The organism is Vibrio sp. OPT46, from assembly GCF_015163535.1.
In the GTDB taxonomy this organism is placed as follows: Bacteria; Pseudomonadota; Gammaproteobacteria; order Enterobacterales; family Vibrionaceae; genus Vibrio; species Vibrio alginolyticus.
The window spans coordinates 59,874-76,403 of sequence record NZ_JADDYG010000236.1 but is presented as its reverse complement, the minus strand read 5'-3'; the positions used below and the strand labels follow the sequence as shown (position 1 = coordinate 76,403).

The 16,530-nt window shown below is 43.7% G+C and carries 13 protein-coding genes; 5 read left to right on the top strand and 8 right to left on the bottom strand.

The genetic code is table 11. From position 1 onward, the window contains the following. The 3 genes from IQR33_RS32705 to IQR33_RS09835 all read right to left on the bottom strand — a co-directional run. A partial coding sequence (locus IQR33_RS32705) for a sulfite exporter TauE/SafE family protein (RefSeq protein WP_228013828.1) occupies positions 1-500 on the bottom strand: 500 nt, incomplete at its 3' end. 46 nt (positions 501-546) lie between these two features. Further along, positions 547-1,062, bottom strand: coding sequence for a transmembrane regulator ToxS (gene toxS / locus IQR33_RS09840; RefSeq protein ID WP_005382091.1), 516 nt, complete (start codon positions 1,060-1,062; stop codon positions 547-549). A gap of 11 nt (positions 1,063-1,073) precedes the next feature. Next, complete coding sequence (locus IQR33_RS09835; protein WP_005389626.1) at positions 1,074-1,952, bottom strand: transcriptional regulator; 879 nt, start codon at positions 1,950-1,952, stop codon at positions 1,074-1,076. A 271-nt stretch (positions 1,953-2,223) separates the two neighbouring features. On the opposite strand from IQR33_RS09835, the gene htpG reads away from it, so the two are divergent. The 3 genes from htpG (at position 2,224) to hemH (ending at position 6,223) form a co-directional block, all read left to right on the top strand. Beyond that, positions 2,224-4,128 carry a molecular chaperone HtpG gene (htpG, locus tag IQR33_RS09830; protein ID WP_193843674.1) on the top strand — a complete coding sequence of 635 codons (1,905 nt, stop codon included), beginning with the start codon at positions 2,224-2,226 and terminating at the stop codon, positions 4,126-4,128. A gap of 320 nt (positions 4,129-4,448) precedes the next feature. Further along, a complete protein-coding gene (adk, locus tag IQR33_RS09825; protein ID WP_005382094.1) occupies positions 4,449-5,093 on the top strand; it encodes an adenylate kinase in 645 nt (214 codons plus the stop codon). A gap of 167 nt (positions 5,094-5,260) precedes the next feature. Next, entirely contained in the window at positions 5,261-6,223 is a 963-nt protein-coding gene (gene hemH, locus IQR33_RS09820; protein WP_005382095.1) for a ferrochelatase, read from the top strand. 49 nt (positions 6,224-6,272) lie between these two features. Here hemH and IQR33_RS09815 read toward each other — a convergent pair whose 3' ends face one another. Then, the gene (locus IQR33_RS09815) at positions 6,273-7,661 is read right to left on the bottom strand and encodes a peptide MFS transporter (RefSeq protein ID WP_193837652.1); all 1,389 of its coding nucleotides are present in this window, start codon (positions 7,659-7,661) and stop codon (positions 6,273-6,275) included. A 333-nt stretch (positions 7,662-7,994) separates the two neighbouring features. Between IQR33_RS09815 and rfaH the strand changes: the two genes are divergently transcribed. Continuing rightward, entirely contained in the window at positions 7,995-8,495 is a 501-nt protein-coding gene (gene rfaH / locus IQR33_RS09810; protein WP_005382098.1) for a transcription/translation regulatory transformer protein RfaH, read from the top strand. A gap of 115 nt (positions 8,496-8,610) precedes the next feature. Here the strand turns inward: rfaH and asnB are convergent, their stop codons facing one another. The 4 genes from asnB to nagA form a co-directional block, all read right to left on the bottom strand. Then, a complete protein-coding gene (gene asnB / locus IQR33_RS09805; RefSeq protein ID WP_005384979.1) occupies positions 8,611-10,275 on the bottom strand; it encodes an asparagine synthase B in 1,665 nt (554 codons plus the stop codon). Positions 10,276-10,505: 230 nt separating this feature from the next. Next, positions 10,506-12,095, bottom strand: coding sequence for a cation:proton antiporter family protein (locus tag IQR33_RS09800; RefSeq protein ID WP_005384981.1), 1,590 nt, complete (start codon positions 12,093-12,095; stop codon positions 10,506-10,508). 81 nt (positions 12,096-12,176) lie between these two features. Next, a complete protein-coding gene (gene nagC / locus IQR33_RS09795) occupies positions 12,177-13,391 on the bottom strand; it encodes a DNA-binding transcriptional regulator NagC (protein ID WP_042523152.1) in 1,215 nt (404 codons plus the stop codon). Between the two features lie 2 nt (positions 13,392-13,393). Next, positions 13,394-14,530: an N-acetylglucosamine-6-phosphate deacetylase gene (gene nagA / locus IQR33_RS09790; protein WP_005384983.1), complete on the bottom strand. Its 1,137-nt coding sequence runs from the start codon at positions 14,528-14,530 to the stop codon at positions 13,394-13,396. Between the two features lie 489 nt (positions 14,531-15,019). Between nagA and nagE the strand changes: the two genes are divergently transcribed. Then, positions 15,020-16,513: an N-acetylglucosamine-specific PTS transporter subunit IIBC gene (gene nagE, locus IQR33_RS09785; protein WP_005384985.1), complete on the top strand. Its 1,494-nt coding sequence runs from the start codon at positions 15,020-15,022 to the stop codon at positions 16,511-16,513. Positions 16,514-16,530 lie beyond the last annotated feature (17 nt).

Below are 16,530 nucleotides of genomic sequence, written 5' to 3'. Positions count from 1 at the left end.
CGCACCAAAAATAGTGTCACGAGCAAACCAGAACCTGCGGTAAGAGATCCGTTAATGATGCCGATAAACAGTAAGCCAATTCCACCAATAACCCAACCGATAGGATGACGGTTACGTATTACTTCAGCTTGGCCTAGCGATGTCTTAAATCGCGAGTAGATACCTAGCGCTAGGATCATCGTGCCGAGCATCTTTTCCGCGATACCATCAGGGATCTGTACAATTAAGTTAGCCCCTAAAATCACGCCAATACTACCGGACAAGATAAGGTAGAGCGCGACTTTCCATTTAATAGTGCCTGATCTTAAATGCGTGCTTGCTGCGCCTAAGCCTAAAGCAACCGAAGCCACCTTATGTGTGCCTAGCGCAACGGAGAACGGTAAGCCGAGAAAGATGAGTAAAGGGAATTGAAGCAAGCCTGCTCCGCCACCAGAAAGTGAAGCCAGCGTGTTGGCGATTAGTGAACCGAAAAAAAGGGTAAGGGTATCTAGCCAATCCATAAGCAAAACAAAGGGGGCGTCTTGCCCCCTTATCATCCAATCAAAATTAGTTTTTAAACAGTACCGAAGAACCGTGGTTCAAGCTAGTGAGCAATAGTGTTTTTTCGTTCACGACGTCAATACGACGACTTTGCTCCGCATCTAGCTTAAAAATTTGAGTAATCAAACGTAGCTGTGCTTCGGAAAAGTCTTTTGATTGAGAAGATGAAATATCTTTAAACTCCGAAGGCGAGACCAACAAATAGTTGTCACTTACTTCCCAGCGGCCTTTTTCCGAGATATTTATCGTTGATTCTGCGGTTGAACCTTGAGCGAATAGTTTGATATTTGCTACGCGAATATAGTCACCATTAGGGAGATATTTCACGTTTGATTCAACATTAACTCGGCGTAGTGGGCCGACAGTATCGTCAGGCAAGCTGTCTGTAATGACTGTCACCATGGTCGACTGCCATTCGTTTGCTGTGAGGAGCTGCTCCACTTTTAGGTCACTTCCCCAATACAACCAACTACTGAAAAGAACGGATACGGCCAAAACCGCAGATGCTAATTTAATCTTCATATTGGCCTCCTTTATTTGCAGATGTCTGTTGGATCGTTTTGACCTGCGAAAATACGCAGTGTTACGTTCTCGTAAGAGTGGTTACTGTCATGAATGTAGTTCAGAATCAGCTGGTTATTTTGTCCACCAGTGGCAATCACTTCCACTGGCAACGAGTCTTCTGCATGGTGCTTCACGTAGCGCTCAATGCATTGCTCTATTGAAGGCAACCAGTTGTTGATTTGAGGGTGATTTACAGGTGTCATCACTGGTACATTTTGATACTCACCAATTTGACGGAATTGGGATTCCGCAGGGTTCGTGAATAACAATACGCAAACAGGAAGCAGCAGAGACAAAAAGATAATGACACGCGGTAGCCAGTTAATCGTGTTAGATGCTGGCTTCGGCTGAGTTTTAGTTGGCTCTACTTGAGGCTCAATATCAGCAGTAGTATCGGTCACTACCTCTGTCGGTAGCATATCGCTCGCTTCTAACTCCACTGCTGGCGCTTCTTGTTCAGAAGAGGTTTCTTCAGCGTCAGTGTTAGAGTCAGTAGAAAATGGGCTCAAGCGTTCCACTGAACAAATGAGTTGGTAGCCACGTTTAGGTACCGTTTTAACAAACTCTGGAGATTTTGTTGAATCCTTCAACATCTTACGCAGAGTAGAAATCGCTTGAGTCAGGCTTGAGTCATCCACCTCAAAACCTTGCTCACGCCAAACAAACTCGTGAAGCTCGTTACGGGTTAAAACTTCGTTTGGTCTCTCTGCCAACATCAGAAGTATACGGCTTTCGTTGCTTCCTAATCGTACAACGTCGTTGCCGTTTTGTTGGTCAGCGAGCGAATTACTATTTGGATCAAAGGTGAACCTTTGAGCAAGTAGAAATTTGGTGCCAATGTTAGTCATTTAGTTCTTCTTAGATGGATGATGTTGTAATTATGGTGATTTATGTCACAAAATTACCGGGGCGCTTGGAGTGCGCACGACATTTTAGATGCTTTTAGACGGGTAGGATAATTAAAATTTTCTAAAAAAACACCGTTTTTAGCAATATTGACCTTGAATTTACATTTGTCAGCCACATGTTAAATGACATCTCGGTAAGGTGATTTCAAGGGGAAAGTCACAAACTTGTCCCTATGAAAAAGCCAATTAGTTTAGATGTTATGGAGCACACATGAGCGAAACCGTATCTCAAAATAAAGAAACTCGTGGTTTTCAATCAGAAGTAAAACAACTACTGCATTTAATGATCCATTCTCTTTATTCAAATAAAGAGATCTTTTTGCGCGAGCTGATCTCTAACGCATCAGATGCATCAGACAAACTGCGCTTTCAGGCGTTATCTAACCCAGATCTATACGAAGGTAATGCAGACCTTTGCGTGAAACTGTCGTTTGATGAAAGCGCAAATACCTTAACCATTTCTGATAACGGTATCGGTATGAGCCGTGATGATGTGATTGAGCACTTAGGAACAATCGCAAAATCTGGTACAGCTGAGTTTTTCTCAAAGCTATCTGAAGAGCAGAGCAAAGACTCTCAGCTTATTGGTCAGTTTGGTGTTGGTTTCTACTCGGCATTTATCGTTGCTGACGCCGTTACCGTGCGCACTCGCGCTGCGGGTCTAGCCGCTGATGAAGCGGTACAATGGCACTCAGCGGGTGAAGGTGAGTACACCATCGAAAACATTACCAAAGAGTCACGTGGTACCGACATCATTCTTCATATGCGTGAAGAGGGTAAAGAGTTTTTGAATGAGTGGCGTCTACGTGACGTTATCAGTAAGTACTCTGATCACATCGGCATTCCTGTTTCAATCCAAACTGTCGTTCGTGATGACGAAGGCAAGGAAACAGATGAGAAGAAGTGGGAGCAAATCAACAAAGCCCAAGCACTGTGGACGCGTAACAAATCTGATGTTTCAGAAGAAGAGTATCAAGAGTTCTACAAACACGTATCACATGACTTTGCCGATCCCTTGGTCTGGAGTCATAACCGTGTAGAAGGTAAAAACGACTACACGAGCTTACTATACATCCCATCGAAAGCACCTTGGGATATGATGAACCGCGACCACAAATCAGGCTTGAAACTGTACGTACAGCGCGTATTCATTATGGACGATGCAGAGCAATTTATGCCGTCATACTTACGCTTCGTACGTGGTTTAATAGACTCAAACGATTTACCGCTAAACGTATCGCGTGAGATTTTACAAGACAATAAAGTGACTCAGTCTCTACGTAATGCTTGTACTAAGCGCGTGCTAACGATGCTCGAGCGCATGGCCAAGAATGACGAAGATAAATACCAATCATTCTGGAAAGAGTTTGGTCTTGTGATGAAAGAGGGCCCTGCGGAGGACTTTGCAAACAAAGAGAAAGTTGCAGGTTTATTGCGCTTTGCTTCAACTGAAGTGGATTCTTCTGAGCAAACTGTGGGCTTGGCGTCTTACGTTGAGCGCATGAAAGAAGGTCAAGATAAGATCTACTACTTGACGGCAGACAGCTATGCAGCTGCGAAAAACAGCCCTCACTTAGAACTGTTCAAAGCGAAAGGCATTGAAGTTATCTTGATGTACGACCGCATTGATGAGTGGCTGATGAACTACTTAACTGAGTTTGATGGTAAACAGTTCCAGTCAATCACTAAGGCTGGGCTTGATCTAAGTCAGTTTGAAGATGAAGCAGAAAAAGAGAAGCAAAAAGAAACCGAAGAAGAGTTTAAGTCGGTTGTAGAGCGCACGAAGTCTTACCTAGGCGATCGTGTGAAAGAAGTTCGTACGACCTTCAAACTCGCATCCACGCCTGCTGTTGTGGTAACGGACGATTACGAAATGGGCACTCAAATGGCGAAGCTTCTTGCGGCAGCTGGTCAAGCTGTACCGGAAGTGAAATACATCTTTGAGCTAAACCCTGAGCACGAATTGGTTAAGCGTATGGCTGACGAAGCCGATGAAGAAGCGTTTGGTCGCTGGGTTGAAGTTCTGCTTGGTCAGGCAATGCTAGCGGAGCGAGGCTCTATTGAGGATCCAACAGAGTTCTTAGGAGCCGTTAATCAACTTTTGACTAAGGTGTAATAACCTCTGCAAATCAAAAAGCTCGCATTTCGCGAGCTTTTTGTTTGTTGTCGCAAAATTTTGCATCTCAAGTGCTGAGTTAATAATCAATAGGGCGTGAAAGAGGGTACTGTTAACATTCTTTAGTCTTAATACACTCTTTGCTCAGAGAACCTGTGATAGAATCTGCGACTTGAATGTGAGTAATAAGGCGTGTATTTTTGCTCGCCTATATACGTTATACCGAAACTTATCGTTGCAGGTGCTTCTCAGGTTTGATGTCTAAGAGGTCAGCTATTGTGAGCTTCGGTATAAATCTTAAATATTAAAGAGGATAAATCATGCGCATCATTCTTCTAGGTGCTCCAGGTGCAGGTAAAGGCACACAAGCAAACTTCATCATGGAAAAATACGGTATTCCACAAATCTCTACTGGTGATATGCTTCGTGCTGCTATCAAAGCAGGTACAGAGCTTGGTAAACAAGCTAAAGCTGTTATTGACGCTGGTCAGCTAGTTTCTGATGAAATCATCCTTGGTCTTATCAAAGAGCGCATCGCTCAAGAAGACTGTGCAAACGGTTTCCTACTAGATGGTTTCCCACGTACTATCCCTCAAGCTGACGGCCTAAAAGAAATGGGCGTAGACGTAGACTACGTTATCGAATTTGACGTTGCAGACGATGTGATTGTTGAGCGTATGGCTGGTCGTCGTGCTCACCTTCCTTCTGGTCGTACTTACCACGTGGTTTACAACCCGCCTAAAGTGGAAGGTAAAGATGATGTAACTGGTGAAGATCTTGTTGTTCGTGATGATGACAAAGAAGAAACAGTACGTGCTCGTCTAGGTGTTTACCACGAGCAAACTGCACCGCTAATCAACTACTACGGCAAAGAAGCTGAAGCAGGCAAGACTAAGTACCTTAAGTTTGATGGTACTAAGCAAGTAGCTGAAGTTAGTGCGGATATCGAGAAAGCACTATCTTAATTTGCTGAAGTCAAAAATTTAATATTTTGATATATTGAAAGCGGCCCAAGTGGTCGCTTTTTTTAGTTTACTCGTAAACATATATCTAATTAACTTCAGCTCGGCTATTCGTTACTTCGAGGTTACTTAAATATATGAACCAAGCCGTTTACCATGAATAGGATGTTATGAAAGAGAATAATAAACAGGGTGTACTCCTAGTTAACCTGGGAACTCCTGACGCACCAACCGCTCCTGCCGTAAAGCGTTTTTTAAGTCAGTTTCTTCATGATCACCGAGTGGTAGACATGACTCGATGGCTTTGGTGTCCACTATTGCACGGCGTTATCCTTCCTATCCGAGCTCCTAAAGTTGCCAAACTCTATCAATCAGTATGGATGGAAGAGGGCTCGCCGTTGATGGTGTACTCTAAACGCCAAACTGAAAAGTTAGCACAAAAGCTTGATATACCTGTAGAGCTTGGTATGACGTATGGTAACCCAAGTTTACAATCAGGCTTTGAAGCCCTATTGGCGCAAGGCGTTGATGAAGTCATTGTTTTACCGTTGTATCCGCAATACTCGGGAACAACAACGGCAGCGGTTTCTGACGGAATCACTAAAGCATTTAAAAACCTGCCTGTGATGCCAAGCTTTAGCTTTATTCGTGATTATTACAATCACCCGAAATATATTGAAGCGTTAGCGCATTCAGTTCGTGAACATTGGCAAAAGAATGGTCAGGGAGATTACCTGCTGTGTTCTTATCATGGTATTCCAAAACGCTATGCTGACAATGGTGATGTTTACCCACAGCATTGTGAAGAGACGACTCGCTTGCTTGGGGAAGCGTTAGGTTTAAGTGAACAACAAATTGGCATGACGTATCAGTCCCGATTTGGGAGAGAAGAGTGGCTTCAACCTTATACCGATAAGACCCTAGAGGCACTTCCTGCAAAGGGTGTGAAAAATATTAATGTTGTGACCCCTGCATTTTCTTCAGATTGTTTAGAGACGTTGGAAGAGATCTCGGAAGAGTGTAAAGAGATTTTCCTTGAAGCAGGTGGTGAAAACTTTACCTACATCCCTTGTTTGAACGATAGTGAACTTCATATCGAGATGATGGTTGAGTTAGTTAAATCTAAACTTTAGATACAAAAAAGGGTCGCAATAGCGACCCTTTCTACGTTTAGTTGAGCGATCAAGCGACTTGTACTTGCTGCTCTTCTACTTGCTCTGCCGTGCTGTGCGTATTTTCAGCGCCATGCATCCAGCGAACGAGTGTATTAGAGAACAGGAGCAAGATTACGCCACTTACGGTTGCGCTGACCGCAATACCACTAAAGATAGCCATAGCGCCTAACTCGCCTACGTGAGAACCCACATAGCCCGCAACATAGTTAGCAATCGCATTACAGCCAAACCATGCACCCATCATAAGTGAAGCTAAGCGAAGCGGTGCTAATTTAGTCACCAATGAAAGACCAATTGGAGATAAACACAGCTCGCCTAATGTGTGGAAGAAGAAAGCGCCGACCAACCATAACATCGATGTTTTTACTGTTGTATCTCCACCTTTTTCTAGCACTGCGCCAACCATACAAAGGAAACCAATCGCCAAGAAAAATAGTGCCATCGCAAATTTCACTGGCGAAGTAGGTTCACGTTTACCCAATTTTACCCAAAGGACAGCCAGAACTGGCGCTAGAGTAATAATGAAAAATGGGTTTAGTGATTGGAACCACGCAGCAGGAACTTCGAAACCACCAATCATGCGATCAGTATATTGTTGAGTGTAGATGTTCATCAGGCCACCAGCTTGTTCAAAGCCTGCCCAGAAGACAATAGTGAATAAGCTCATGACCAGAATTACTTTTAGTCGATTCACTTCTTCTTTGGTGAGTGGCTGCTTCGTGGTGGCGTTTTTGTTATTTAGATCTCGTTTCGCCGCTGGTTCGCGGCCAATATCACCAAGCCATGATTGAGCCAGTACCATTTGCATCACTAGGCTAACCAGCATACCCACACCAGCGGCAACAAAGCCAGCTTTCCAACCGTAAGAGGTTGTCACAGAGCCAGAAACGACGCCGGCAAGTAATGCACCTAAGTTGATACCCATATAAAAGATAGTGAATGCGCCGTCACGACGGTTGTCACCTTCTTGATAAAGGTCGCCAACCATGGTTGAGATATTTGGCTTAAAGAGACCGTTACCAGTGATAAGTAGGCCAAGACCTAAATAGAAACTGTGTAGCGAACCAATACCTAAAGCATCAGCAGGAAGTGCAAGAGTAAACTGGCCGATGGCCATTAACGCGCCACCAAGCAAAATTGAGCGACGTTGACCTAAATAGTTATCTGCTAGGTAACCACCGATAAGAGGCGTGATATACACAAGCCCTGTGTATATGCCGTATAGGTCTAATGCGTCTTTGGTTGACCAGCCAAGGCCGCCATTCATTGTTGTATCAGTAAGGTAAAGCACGAGAATGGCACGCATTGCGTAGTAAGAAAAGCGTTCCCACAGTTCTGTACCGAACAATAAGAACAGGCCACGTGGATGACCAAAATATTGATGTTGGTTTGACATAAGCTCTTCTAATAATAGTTATTACATTTTTTAACGACTTCTACGTATACAATGCAATTCAACGAGTGACAAATAATAAAATTTTGCCATTCGACTATTTTTGTTTGTTAAGTGGCTGTTTTTGATTGGATTTGCAGATTATATGATGGTGTATTGGTTGTATTACAAACTTAATTTCCATTTTTGCCTATGGACTTCTTTATCGTAAGTTGCTGAAAAATGTCGTTAATGCGAGCGATGTATAATCATACTTTTATAGATAAACTGAATATCAATGACTCAACTTTGGCTTAATGCTAGGATAAAAACAAAATAGAATTGGCTAGTAAAAAGATGAAACGTTGGTATCTACTTTATTGTAAACGTGGGGAGCAGGTTAGGGCGAAACAACACCTTGAAAATCAAGGTGTAGAGTGCTTTTATCCAACTGTAGAAGTTGAGAAGATTTTGCGCGGTAAAAGACAAAAAGTCGAGGAACCGCTGTTTCCTTGTTACGTATTCGCTTACTTTGATTATGAGCAAGGGCCAAACTTCACCTCAGTCCGCTCTACTCGAGGTGTTGTTGACTTTGTGCGTTTTGGTGCTCAACCGAAAGAAGTTCAAGGTGACTTGGTCTTCGAATTGATGCAGCTAGAAAAGTGTTGTAATGACAATACCGTTTCTGAATGTATGCCAAAACCAGGCGATCAAATTAGAGTTAAAAGCGGTCAATTTGCGGGCATAGATGCCATCTTCCAAGAACAAGATGGTGAGAAACGCTCAATTATGCTAGTTCAGATGATCACCAAGCGTGTGCCTGTCAGCATAGACAATAGTGATTTAGATTTAAAATAGCCTAATTCCATCAAACATAAAAAGAGGTGCAAAAGCACCTCTTTTTGATCGTATCTAATTTTCTGTCTGTTTTAAAAGGGTTGGACGAACCGACCCTTATCTTTATCGTAGAGAATTAGTATGAGTCGTTGTGAACGGTCTGTACTGCACGACCTGATGGGTCAACACAGTTTTGGAACGATTCATCCCATTCAATCGCCTTCGCTGAAGAACACGCTACTGAAGGGCCTCCTGGTACACACTCTGCTGCTGATGGAAGTGGGAATAACTCTTCAAAGATTTCACGGTACACGTAGCCTTCTTTTGTCGTTGGCGTGTTGTATGGGAATCGATATTGAGCTGTTTCCATCTGCTGGTCTGTCACTTTCTGTTCCGCGACTTCTTTCAGCGTATCGATCCAGCTGTAGCCAACGCCATCAGAGAATTGCTCTTTTTGACGCCATGCGATCGATTCTGGCAGGTAGTGCTCGAAGCACTCACGAAGGATGTGTTTCTCCATTTTACCGTTGCCACACATCTTGTCTGCTGGGTTCAAGCGCATTGCTACATCTATGAACTCTTTATCTAGGAAAGGTACGCGTCCTTCAACTCCCCATGCTGCCAGCGACTTGTTAGCACGAGCACAGTCGAACATGTTCAGAGCAAGCAGTTTACGCACTGTCTCCTCGTGGAACTCTTTCGCGTTTGGCGCCTTGTGGAAGTAAAGGTAGCCACCAAAGATTTCGTCAGCGCCCTCACCAGACAATACCATCTTGATACCCATCGCTTTGATCTTACGACCCATTAAGAACATAGGTGTTGATGCGCGGATAGTCGTCACGTCATACGTTTCAATGTGGTAAATCACGTCACGAATCGCGTCCAAACCTTCTTGAATCGTGTACGTCATTTCGTGGTGAACGGTACCAATTTGGTCGGCAACTTCGCGAGCTGCTTTCAGGTCAGGCGCGCCTTCTAGGCCAACAGCAAAAGAGTGCAGTTGAGGCCACCAAGCTTCAGACTTTTCATCATCTTCAATACGCATCGCTGCAAAGCGTTTTGCTACCGCAGATGTAATAGAAGAATCTAGACCGCCTGAAAGAAGTACACCGTAAGGCACGTCAGTCATTAGTTGGCGTTTAACAGCCGCTTCTAGCGCTTCAGTCAATTCTTCTTTGCTAGTGCTGTTACCTTGTACTGCTGCGTACTCGTTCCAGTCACGAACATAGTAACGTGTTGGCTCAGTATCTTTAGAGCTGTAGTAGCTACCAGGAGGGAATTCACTTACTGTTTTACATACTGGAACAAGAGCCTTCATCTCTGATGCCACATAGTAGTTACCATGCTCATCGTGACCTTGATAAAGAGGGATAATACCAATATGGTCACGGCCGACTAAATACTCATCTTTTTCTTCGTCGTAGAGCACAAAAGCGAAAATACCGTTTAGTTCTTCAAGGAGATCTGCACCCATATCTTGGTAAAGTGCAAGAATGACTTCACAGTCTGAATCGGTTTGAAATTCGTACTTTCCTTCGTAACGAGCACGAATTTCTTTATGGTTGTAGATTTCACCATTGACGGCAAGGATGAGCTTCTTATCAGGGCTGTATAGCGGCTGTGCACCACTATTTAGACCAACAATCGCCAAGCGCTCGTGCGCTAAAATAGCACGCTCTGAAGAGTAAATCCCAGACCAGTCTGGGCCACGGTGACGAAGTTTTTTCGACATCTCTAATGCGATAGGGCGCAATGCGGCTGCATCGCTTTTAATGTCTAAAATGCCAAATACTGAACACATACTACATCCTTACTAAACTAAACAATTTCTAATCGGTATGGTTTAAATTTGCCATTACTAATAAAAAAAGCAACGTTTTGTGATTAAAAAAATGATAAAAGGCCTTGTTGTATGGAAAATATTTAACTCAAACGTTGTTTTGGTGAATGAGATCAAGGTTTGGTATAAAAACTATACAAAAAAGGCTTTCTATCAATAGAAAGCCTTTCAAAAAATATCAGTGCTGTTGCTTATTTAATTGGTGTGAATTTAGGCTGAAGTTGTTTACAGACGTGTCGAGCAAAACCGCTACCAGCTTCACTATATATATTGAATGCTGCGTCAACGCCATTTTCAAGTAAGCCTTCCAATTGATCTGGGTATTCGGCGATAGCGGCAATTTGCCCCTTATATTTTCTGCGTTTAAGCTGCTCAAGTGCTGTTTGGTTACCTTGATGATGTGGCATTGCAAGCAGAACCAGTTTTACATGACCTGTATCTAAAATTCGCTCCCAGAAATCCGGGTCGGTGGCATCACCAGAAATCACATTTCTTCCTTCTGAACGATGATGATGTGCAGCGTCTTCACGAATTTCTATACCCAATGAAATTTTGCCATAGCGTGAGCGTAGCTCATCATAAGCGCCCGTTCCAATACGCCCCATACCTAAGATCAATACTTGGGCATGACCTGGGTTGATGAGTTGGTCGCGTTGATTGAGCTTTTCTACCGCTGTCTCTTGCAGCCACTTACCTGAATGTTGATAAATTTTATGGCTAAGGCGGTTAAGTGGCGCGGAAATTACAAAGGATACCGACACCGCAACCGCAATCGCAGCAAGCATATCACTTGGCATCCAGCCCATTTTATAGGCCAATCCAGCAACAATAAGACCAAACTCACTGTAGTTAAATAGTGATAAAGAGGCGAGCAAAGAGGTACGTACTCGAAACTTAAAATGATTAATAGTGACGAAGTACAAGAGTCCTTTGATTGGTAGCAGTAAGATAAATAGCAGGGCGAGAACGACGCCATTCACGCTCAATGAGGCGGATAAACCAATGTTTAAAAAGAAGCAGACTAAAAAGAGCTCCTTCATATTGAATAATGACTTGGATAGTTCTGAGGCTTTTGGGTGACCTGCGAGTAGCATGCCTAAAATTAGCGCGCCCAAGTCTGGTTTCATCCCGACCAACTCGAATAGCCCAGCACCGACAACAAGCGCGAAGAAAATACCGAATAGCACCAGCATTTCGCCGTGGCCAACTTTATCGAGCAGCTTATAGAATAGGGGACGAAGGAAAGGCAGTGCGAACAAACCGATGGCATACCATTCTGGGACTTTTCCGGTTGAAGCAGTCAGGAATACTACGGCAAAAATATCTTGCATAACCAAAATACCGATCGCGAGTGTGCCGTAGGTCGCGTTCATTTCGCCTTTTTCTTGCAATGCTTTTACGGCAAAAACGGTACTAGAGAACGATAGTGCAAAAGCTAAAAGCAGGATTTGGCTGCCGTCCATACTGGCTAGCGAAGTCAAGCCCAGTAGTTTTAAGCCGGATAACGCTAGGGCAAAAAAAGCGGTAGAGAGTATGTTGTGGGCGGTTGCCCCTCCCCATATTTCTTTGGACAGCAGGGTTTTTACATCGAGTTTGAGTCCAATAGTAAACAGAAGAAGAGTAACACCAAGATCTGCGAGAGTGACAATAACGTCATTGCTTTGGTAACCAAATGCATGCAAGCCAAATCCAGCTAGTAGAAAACCAACGAGGGGAGGGAGGCTGCATTTAAGCGCAATAAAACCAGCTAAAAAAGCGGCTGTAATTAGAATAATTTCCATACTGTTGAGCTGTATTCCTGATATACAAAAACGGGCTGTGAAAACACAGCCCGAGATTGTAACTCAATTGGTTGTATAAACTTAGTCTTCCAGTAACTTTTGTAACAAAACTCCGTTCAGCATAGCGCGTTTAATCATCGCAAATGCGCCCATCGTTGGCTGCTTATCAATGTGAGAAGCCACGATAGGGAGGTCGTTATGGAAAGTTTTAAGAGATTGATTCTCTACGTTGCGTTGAATTGCAGGGAAAAGAATATCTTGTGCTGCAGTAATATCGCCAGCAATTACAATTTTCTGTGGATTAAATAAGTTAACCGTAATCGCAATCGCTTTACCTAGCTGGTTGCCCACTCGCACTAAACTCTGTTTCGCAAGTTCATCACCATTCATTGCGTGCTGACATACCGCTTCAATTGTGATGTTTTCAAGGTCGGTTAAGCTTGATTCGTATCCTTGAGTAATCAGTTGCTTCACTCGTTGAATAATCGCTGGGTTTGCAGCTACGGTTTCTAAACAGCCAAAGTTTCCACATTGGCATTGCTCACCAAGCGGGTCAATTTGGATATGACCAATTTCACCGACGTTGCGGTTAAAACCAAGAAAAACCTGGCCGTTAACGATAATACCTGCGCCAGTACCGCGGTGGACGCTAACCAAAATAGAATCCTGGCAGTCTTGGCTTGCTCCAAAGTAGTGCTCAGCCAACGCCATGCCACGTACGTCGTTGCCAACAAAGCATGCTGTATTAAACTTCTCTCCAACAATTTCACCGAGAGCAAGATTATCGATATCGGTATTAGGCATGTATTCGACCACGCCAGTTGTTGGGTTAACAAGGCCCGGTAAAGTGATGCCGATAGCGATGAGTTGATCAATTTTGTCTTCGCAACGGCTTACGAAATCTTTTAATAAATCGATAAGTCCTGCGATTAAGTCTGCTTGGTTAGTGTAGTACAGTTCATGCTGATCTTCTGCCAGCGCGGTACCACCTAAATCGTATAAACTGAACTGTACGTAATCTCGACCTAAGCGAACGGCAATCGAATGAAAAGGTTTGACTTCAGTAGTCAAAGAGATCGCACGACGACCACCAGTTGAAGCTTGTTGGGCGACCTCCTTAATAAGGCCGCGCTCTAAAAGTTGGCGGGTTATTTTGGTAACACTAGCAGGCGCGAGCTGACTCACGTCCGCGACTTGAATACGGGAGATAGGACCTTGCTGATCAATCAGCCTATATACCGCAGCGCTGTTAAGCTGTTTTACTAAATCTACATTACCAATCTGTCCGCCATTCATGCTTAATTTTGCTCGTATTGTCCGTTAACAACCGTCGCTTTTACTTTAAAGTCACGATCGAAAATAGTCAGGTTTGCAACCATCCCTTTTCGAACTCGGCCAAGGCGATCCTCAACACCAATTGCTGTTGCTGGGTATAACGTGGCCATTCGTAGAGCTTCGTCTAAAGCGATCCCCGCGTGCTCAACTGAATTCTGAACTGCTTCAATCATTGTCAAAGCTGAGCCGCCTAGCGTGCCATTTTCATCAACACACTTACCATCTCGGTAATATACTTTCTTACCGACAAAAATAAAGTGATCAATGTTAGCACCTGCTGGAGCTGTGGCATCCGTCACCAAAACAAGCTTTTCACCTTTGATTTTATGAGCAATTCGGATGTTTGCGTAGTCGACGTGAAAACCATCAGCAATAATGCCAGCGTATACGTCAGGAGTATCGTAAATTGCACCAACAACTCCTGGTTCACGACCAACCATTGGTGTCATTGCATTAAAGAGGTGTGTGGCAAAAGTAATGCCTGCTTCAAAGCTTTTACGTGCTTCGGCGTAGGTTGCATTTGTGTGGCCAATTGAAACCACGATGCCAGCAGCCTTTAATCGCGCAATATGCTCTGGGTCGTTATGCTCAGGTGCTAGCGTTACTTTCGCTACGATATCGGCGTTTGCGCAGATAAGGTCGATCATGCTTTCGTCTGATGGGCGAATAAAATCGACGTTATGGATGCCTTTTTTCGCGACGTTAAGGTAAGGACCTTCGAGGTGTAAACCAAGCGATTGATTTTGATACTTGTTGTGGTACTCACGAGCTGCGGCAATTGCAGTTCGCATATCTTCATCAGATGACGTAATGAGTGTTGGCAGGAAGCTAGTACAGCCAGATTTGAGGTTTGCCTGGTGCATGATTTGCATGGTTTCAGGGGTAATTGCATCGTTTAGCATTACACCGCCACAACCGTTCAACTGCAGATCGATAAAGCCTGGACTTAGATTAGCGCCTGCAAGGTCTTTTACTTCGATGCTTTGAGGTAGCTCAGAAACCGGCACAATAGATTGAATAAGATCGTTTTCGATGATGACCGCATGATCGGTAAGAACATCACTACCGGTATAAATTTTACAGTTACTTAGCGCGTACATAGTCAGCTAGTCCTTATAGATGAGAATTCAATTTCTATATCGTTATCTAAGTAGAGACTGCTTCAGTCATATGGGTACTTAGTTTGTATCACTGAATTAGATAACGAGTCACATACAGCAAGTCGCGTTTTATCGATGTTATTGTCATAGTAACTAACTGAAAAGTAATAATTGTATGGTTTTTTATGATTCTTTTTCAGAGCAAAGTTACAGTGATTTACCCGCCTAGATACCAAAATAACACTGATTCTGCCTTGCATAAAGTGCGAGAATATTATCTTTAAAACGCCATTTTTTCGTATAATAAAATAAGTTTTATGATCTCGCTAGCAAAAACCTTCCGAAAGGGCAAATTGTGGTGATTATGATCACAAACGGTGAGCTTTTAATTTGCGGAGCAAAATTAATATCATAAACTTAGGATGACTAAATTGGACGGCTGAAATAAGTCATTCAACATAACATCTAATCCTATAGGGGGAACTTAAGGTGAACATTCTCGGATACTTCCAGAAGGTGGGTAAGGCGCTTATGGTGCCGGTTGCCACACTTCCTGCAGCAGCAATACTCATGGGTATTGGCTACTGGATCGACCCAAATGGCTGGGGCGCAAACAGTGCACTTGCTGCATTTCTTATTAAAGCTGGTGCAGCGATCATTGACAACATGTCAGTATTGTTCGCTGTTGGTGTTGCTTACGGAATGTCTAAAGACAAAGATGGCGCCGCTGCACTTTCAGGCTTCGTGGGCTTCTTAGTTGTCACAACGCTTTTGGCCCCTGGTGCAGTATCACAAATTCAAGGCATTGACCCAAGTGAAGTACCTGCTGCATTTGGTAAAATCAATAACCAGTTCGTAGGTATCTTGGTTGGTATTGTTTCTGCTGAGTTGTACAACCGTTTTTCTCACGTAGAGCTGCACAAAGCACTGGCGTTTTTCTCTGGTAAGCGTCTTGTACCTATCCTAACGTCTTTTGCTGGTATCGTTATTGCGTTCATCCTGATGTACGTTTGGCCATCAGTTTACGGCGGTCTGGTCAGTTTTGGCGAAAGCATTCAAGGTATGGGTGAAGCAGGTGCAGGTGTTTATGCATTCTTCAACCGTCTTCTAATTCCTGTTGGTCTGCACCATGCACTAAACTCAGTGTTCTGGTTTGATGTTGCTGGTATTAATGACATTCCAAACTTCCTTGGCGGTGCGAAATCATTAGCTGAAGGCACGGCAACGGTAGGTGTTACGGGGATGTACCAAGCGGGCTTCTTCCCAATCATGATGTTTGGTTTACCAGGCGCTGCTCTAGCGATGTACCATACTGCGAAATCAAAGAATAAAGAGAAAGTGGCATCTATCATGATTGCGGCTGCGTTTGCTTCATTCTTTACAGGTGTAACAGAACCACTTGAATTTGCATTCATGTTCCTTGCTCCAGGACTGTACGTTCTTCACGCAGCGCTGACTGGTCTATCAGTTTATATCGCGGCATCAATGCAGTGGATTGCAGGTTTCGGTTTCTCTGCTGGTTTAGTCGACTTAGTATTGTCGACTCGTAACCCGCTAGCGGTAAACTGGTACATGCTCATTGTGCAAGGTCTTGGTTTCTTTGCGGTTTACTACTTCGTGTTCCGTACCGTGATTGTTAAGTTTGGCCTTAAAACACCGGGACGTGAAGATGATGAAGAAGCTTCATCTAACGTGGCTGGATCAAGCAATTCTTCAGAGCTTGCTCGTCAGTACTTGAAAGCACTTGGCGGTCATGACAACCTAAGTTCTATCGATGCCTGTATTACTCGTTTGCGCCTTTCTGTGAAAGATATGAGCGTTATCAATGAGAAAACTCTGAAAGATCTTGGAGCTATGGGAGTTGTGAAGCTAGGTACAAACAACCTACAAGTTATCCTTGGTCCACTAGCAGAGATTGTTGCTGGTGAGATGAAGAATGTATCTAAAGATGAAGACTTAAGTGGTGTTCAGTTACCAGCTTAACTGTTTAATAGTGGTGC

What these genes read in the sequence shown, in the direction of transcription:
- toxS (WP_005382091.1), bottom strand. Translation starts at nt 1,062, where the DNA reads ATGAAGATTAAATTAGCATCTGCGGTTTTGGCCGTATCCGTTCTTTTC.
- IQR33_RS09835 (WP_005389626.1), bottom strand. Translation starts at nt 1,952, where the DNA reads ATGACTAACATTGGCACCAAATTTCTACTTGCTCAAAGGTTCACCTTT.
- htpG (WP_193843674.1), top strand. Translation starts at nt 2,224, where the DNA reads ATGAGCGAAACCGTATCTCAAAATAAAGAAACTCGTGGTTTTCAATCA.
- adk (WP_005382094.1), top strand. Translation starts at nt 4,449, where the DNA reads ATGCGCATCATTCTTCTAGGTGCTCCAGGTGCAGGTAAAGGCACACAA.
- hemH (WP_005382095.1), top strand. Translation starts at nt 5,261, where the DNA reads ATGAAAGAGAATAATAAACAGGGTGTACTCCTAGTTAACCTGGGAACT.
- IQR33_RS09815 (WP_193837652.1), bottom strand. Translation starts at nt 7,661, where the DNA reads ATGTCAAACCAACATCAATATTTTGGTCATCCACGTGGCCTGTTCTTA.
- rfaH (WP_005382098.1), top strand. Translation starts at nt 7,995, where the DNA reads ATGAAACGTTGGTATCTACTTTATTGTAAACGTGGGGAGCAGGTTAGG.
- asnB (WP_005384979.1), bottom strand. Translation starts at nt 10,275, where the DNA reads ATGTGTTCAGTATTTGGCATTTTAGACATTAAAAGCGATGCAGCCGCA.
- IQR33_RS09800 (WP_005384981.1), bottom strand. Translation starts at nt 12,095, where the DNA reads ATGGAAATTATTCTAATTACAGCCGCTTTTTTAGCTGGTTTTATTGCG.
- nagC (WP_042523152.1), bottom strand. Translation starts at nt 13,391, where the DNA reads ATGAATGGCGGACAGATTGGTAATGTAGATTTAGTAAAACAGCTTAAC.
- nagA (WP_005384983.1), bottom strand. Translation starts at nt 14,530, where the DNA reads ATGTACGCGCTAAGTAACTGTAAAATTTATACCGGTAGTGATGTTCTT.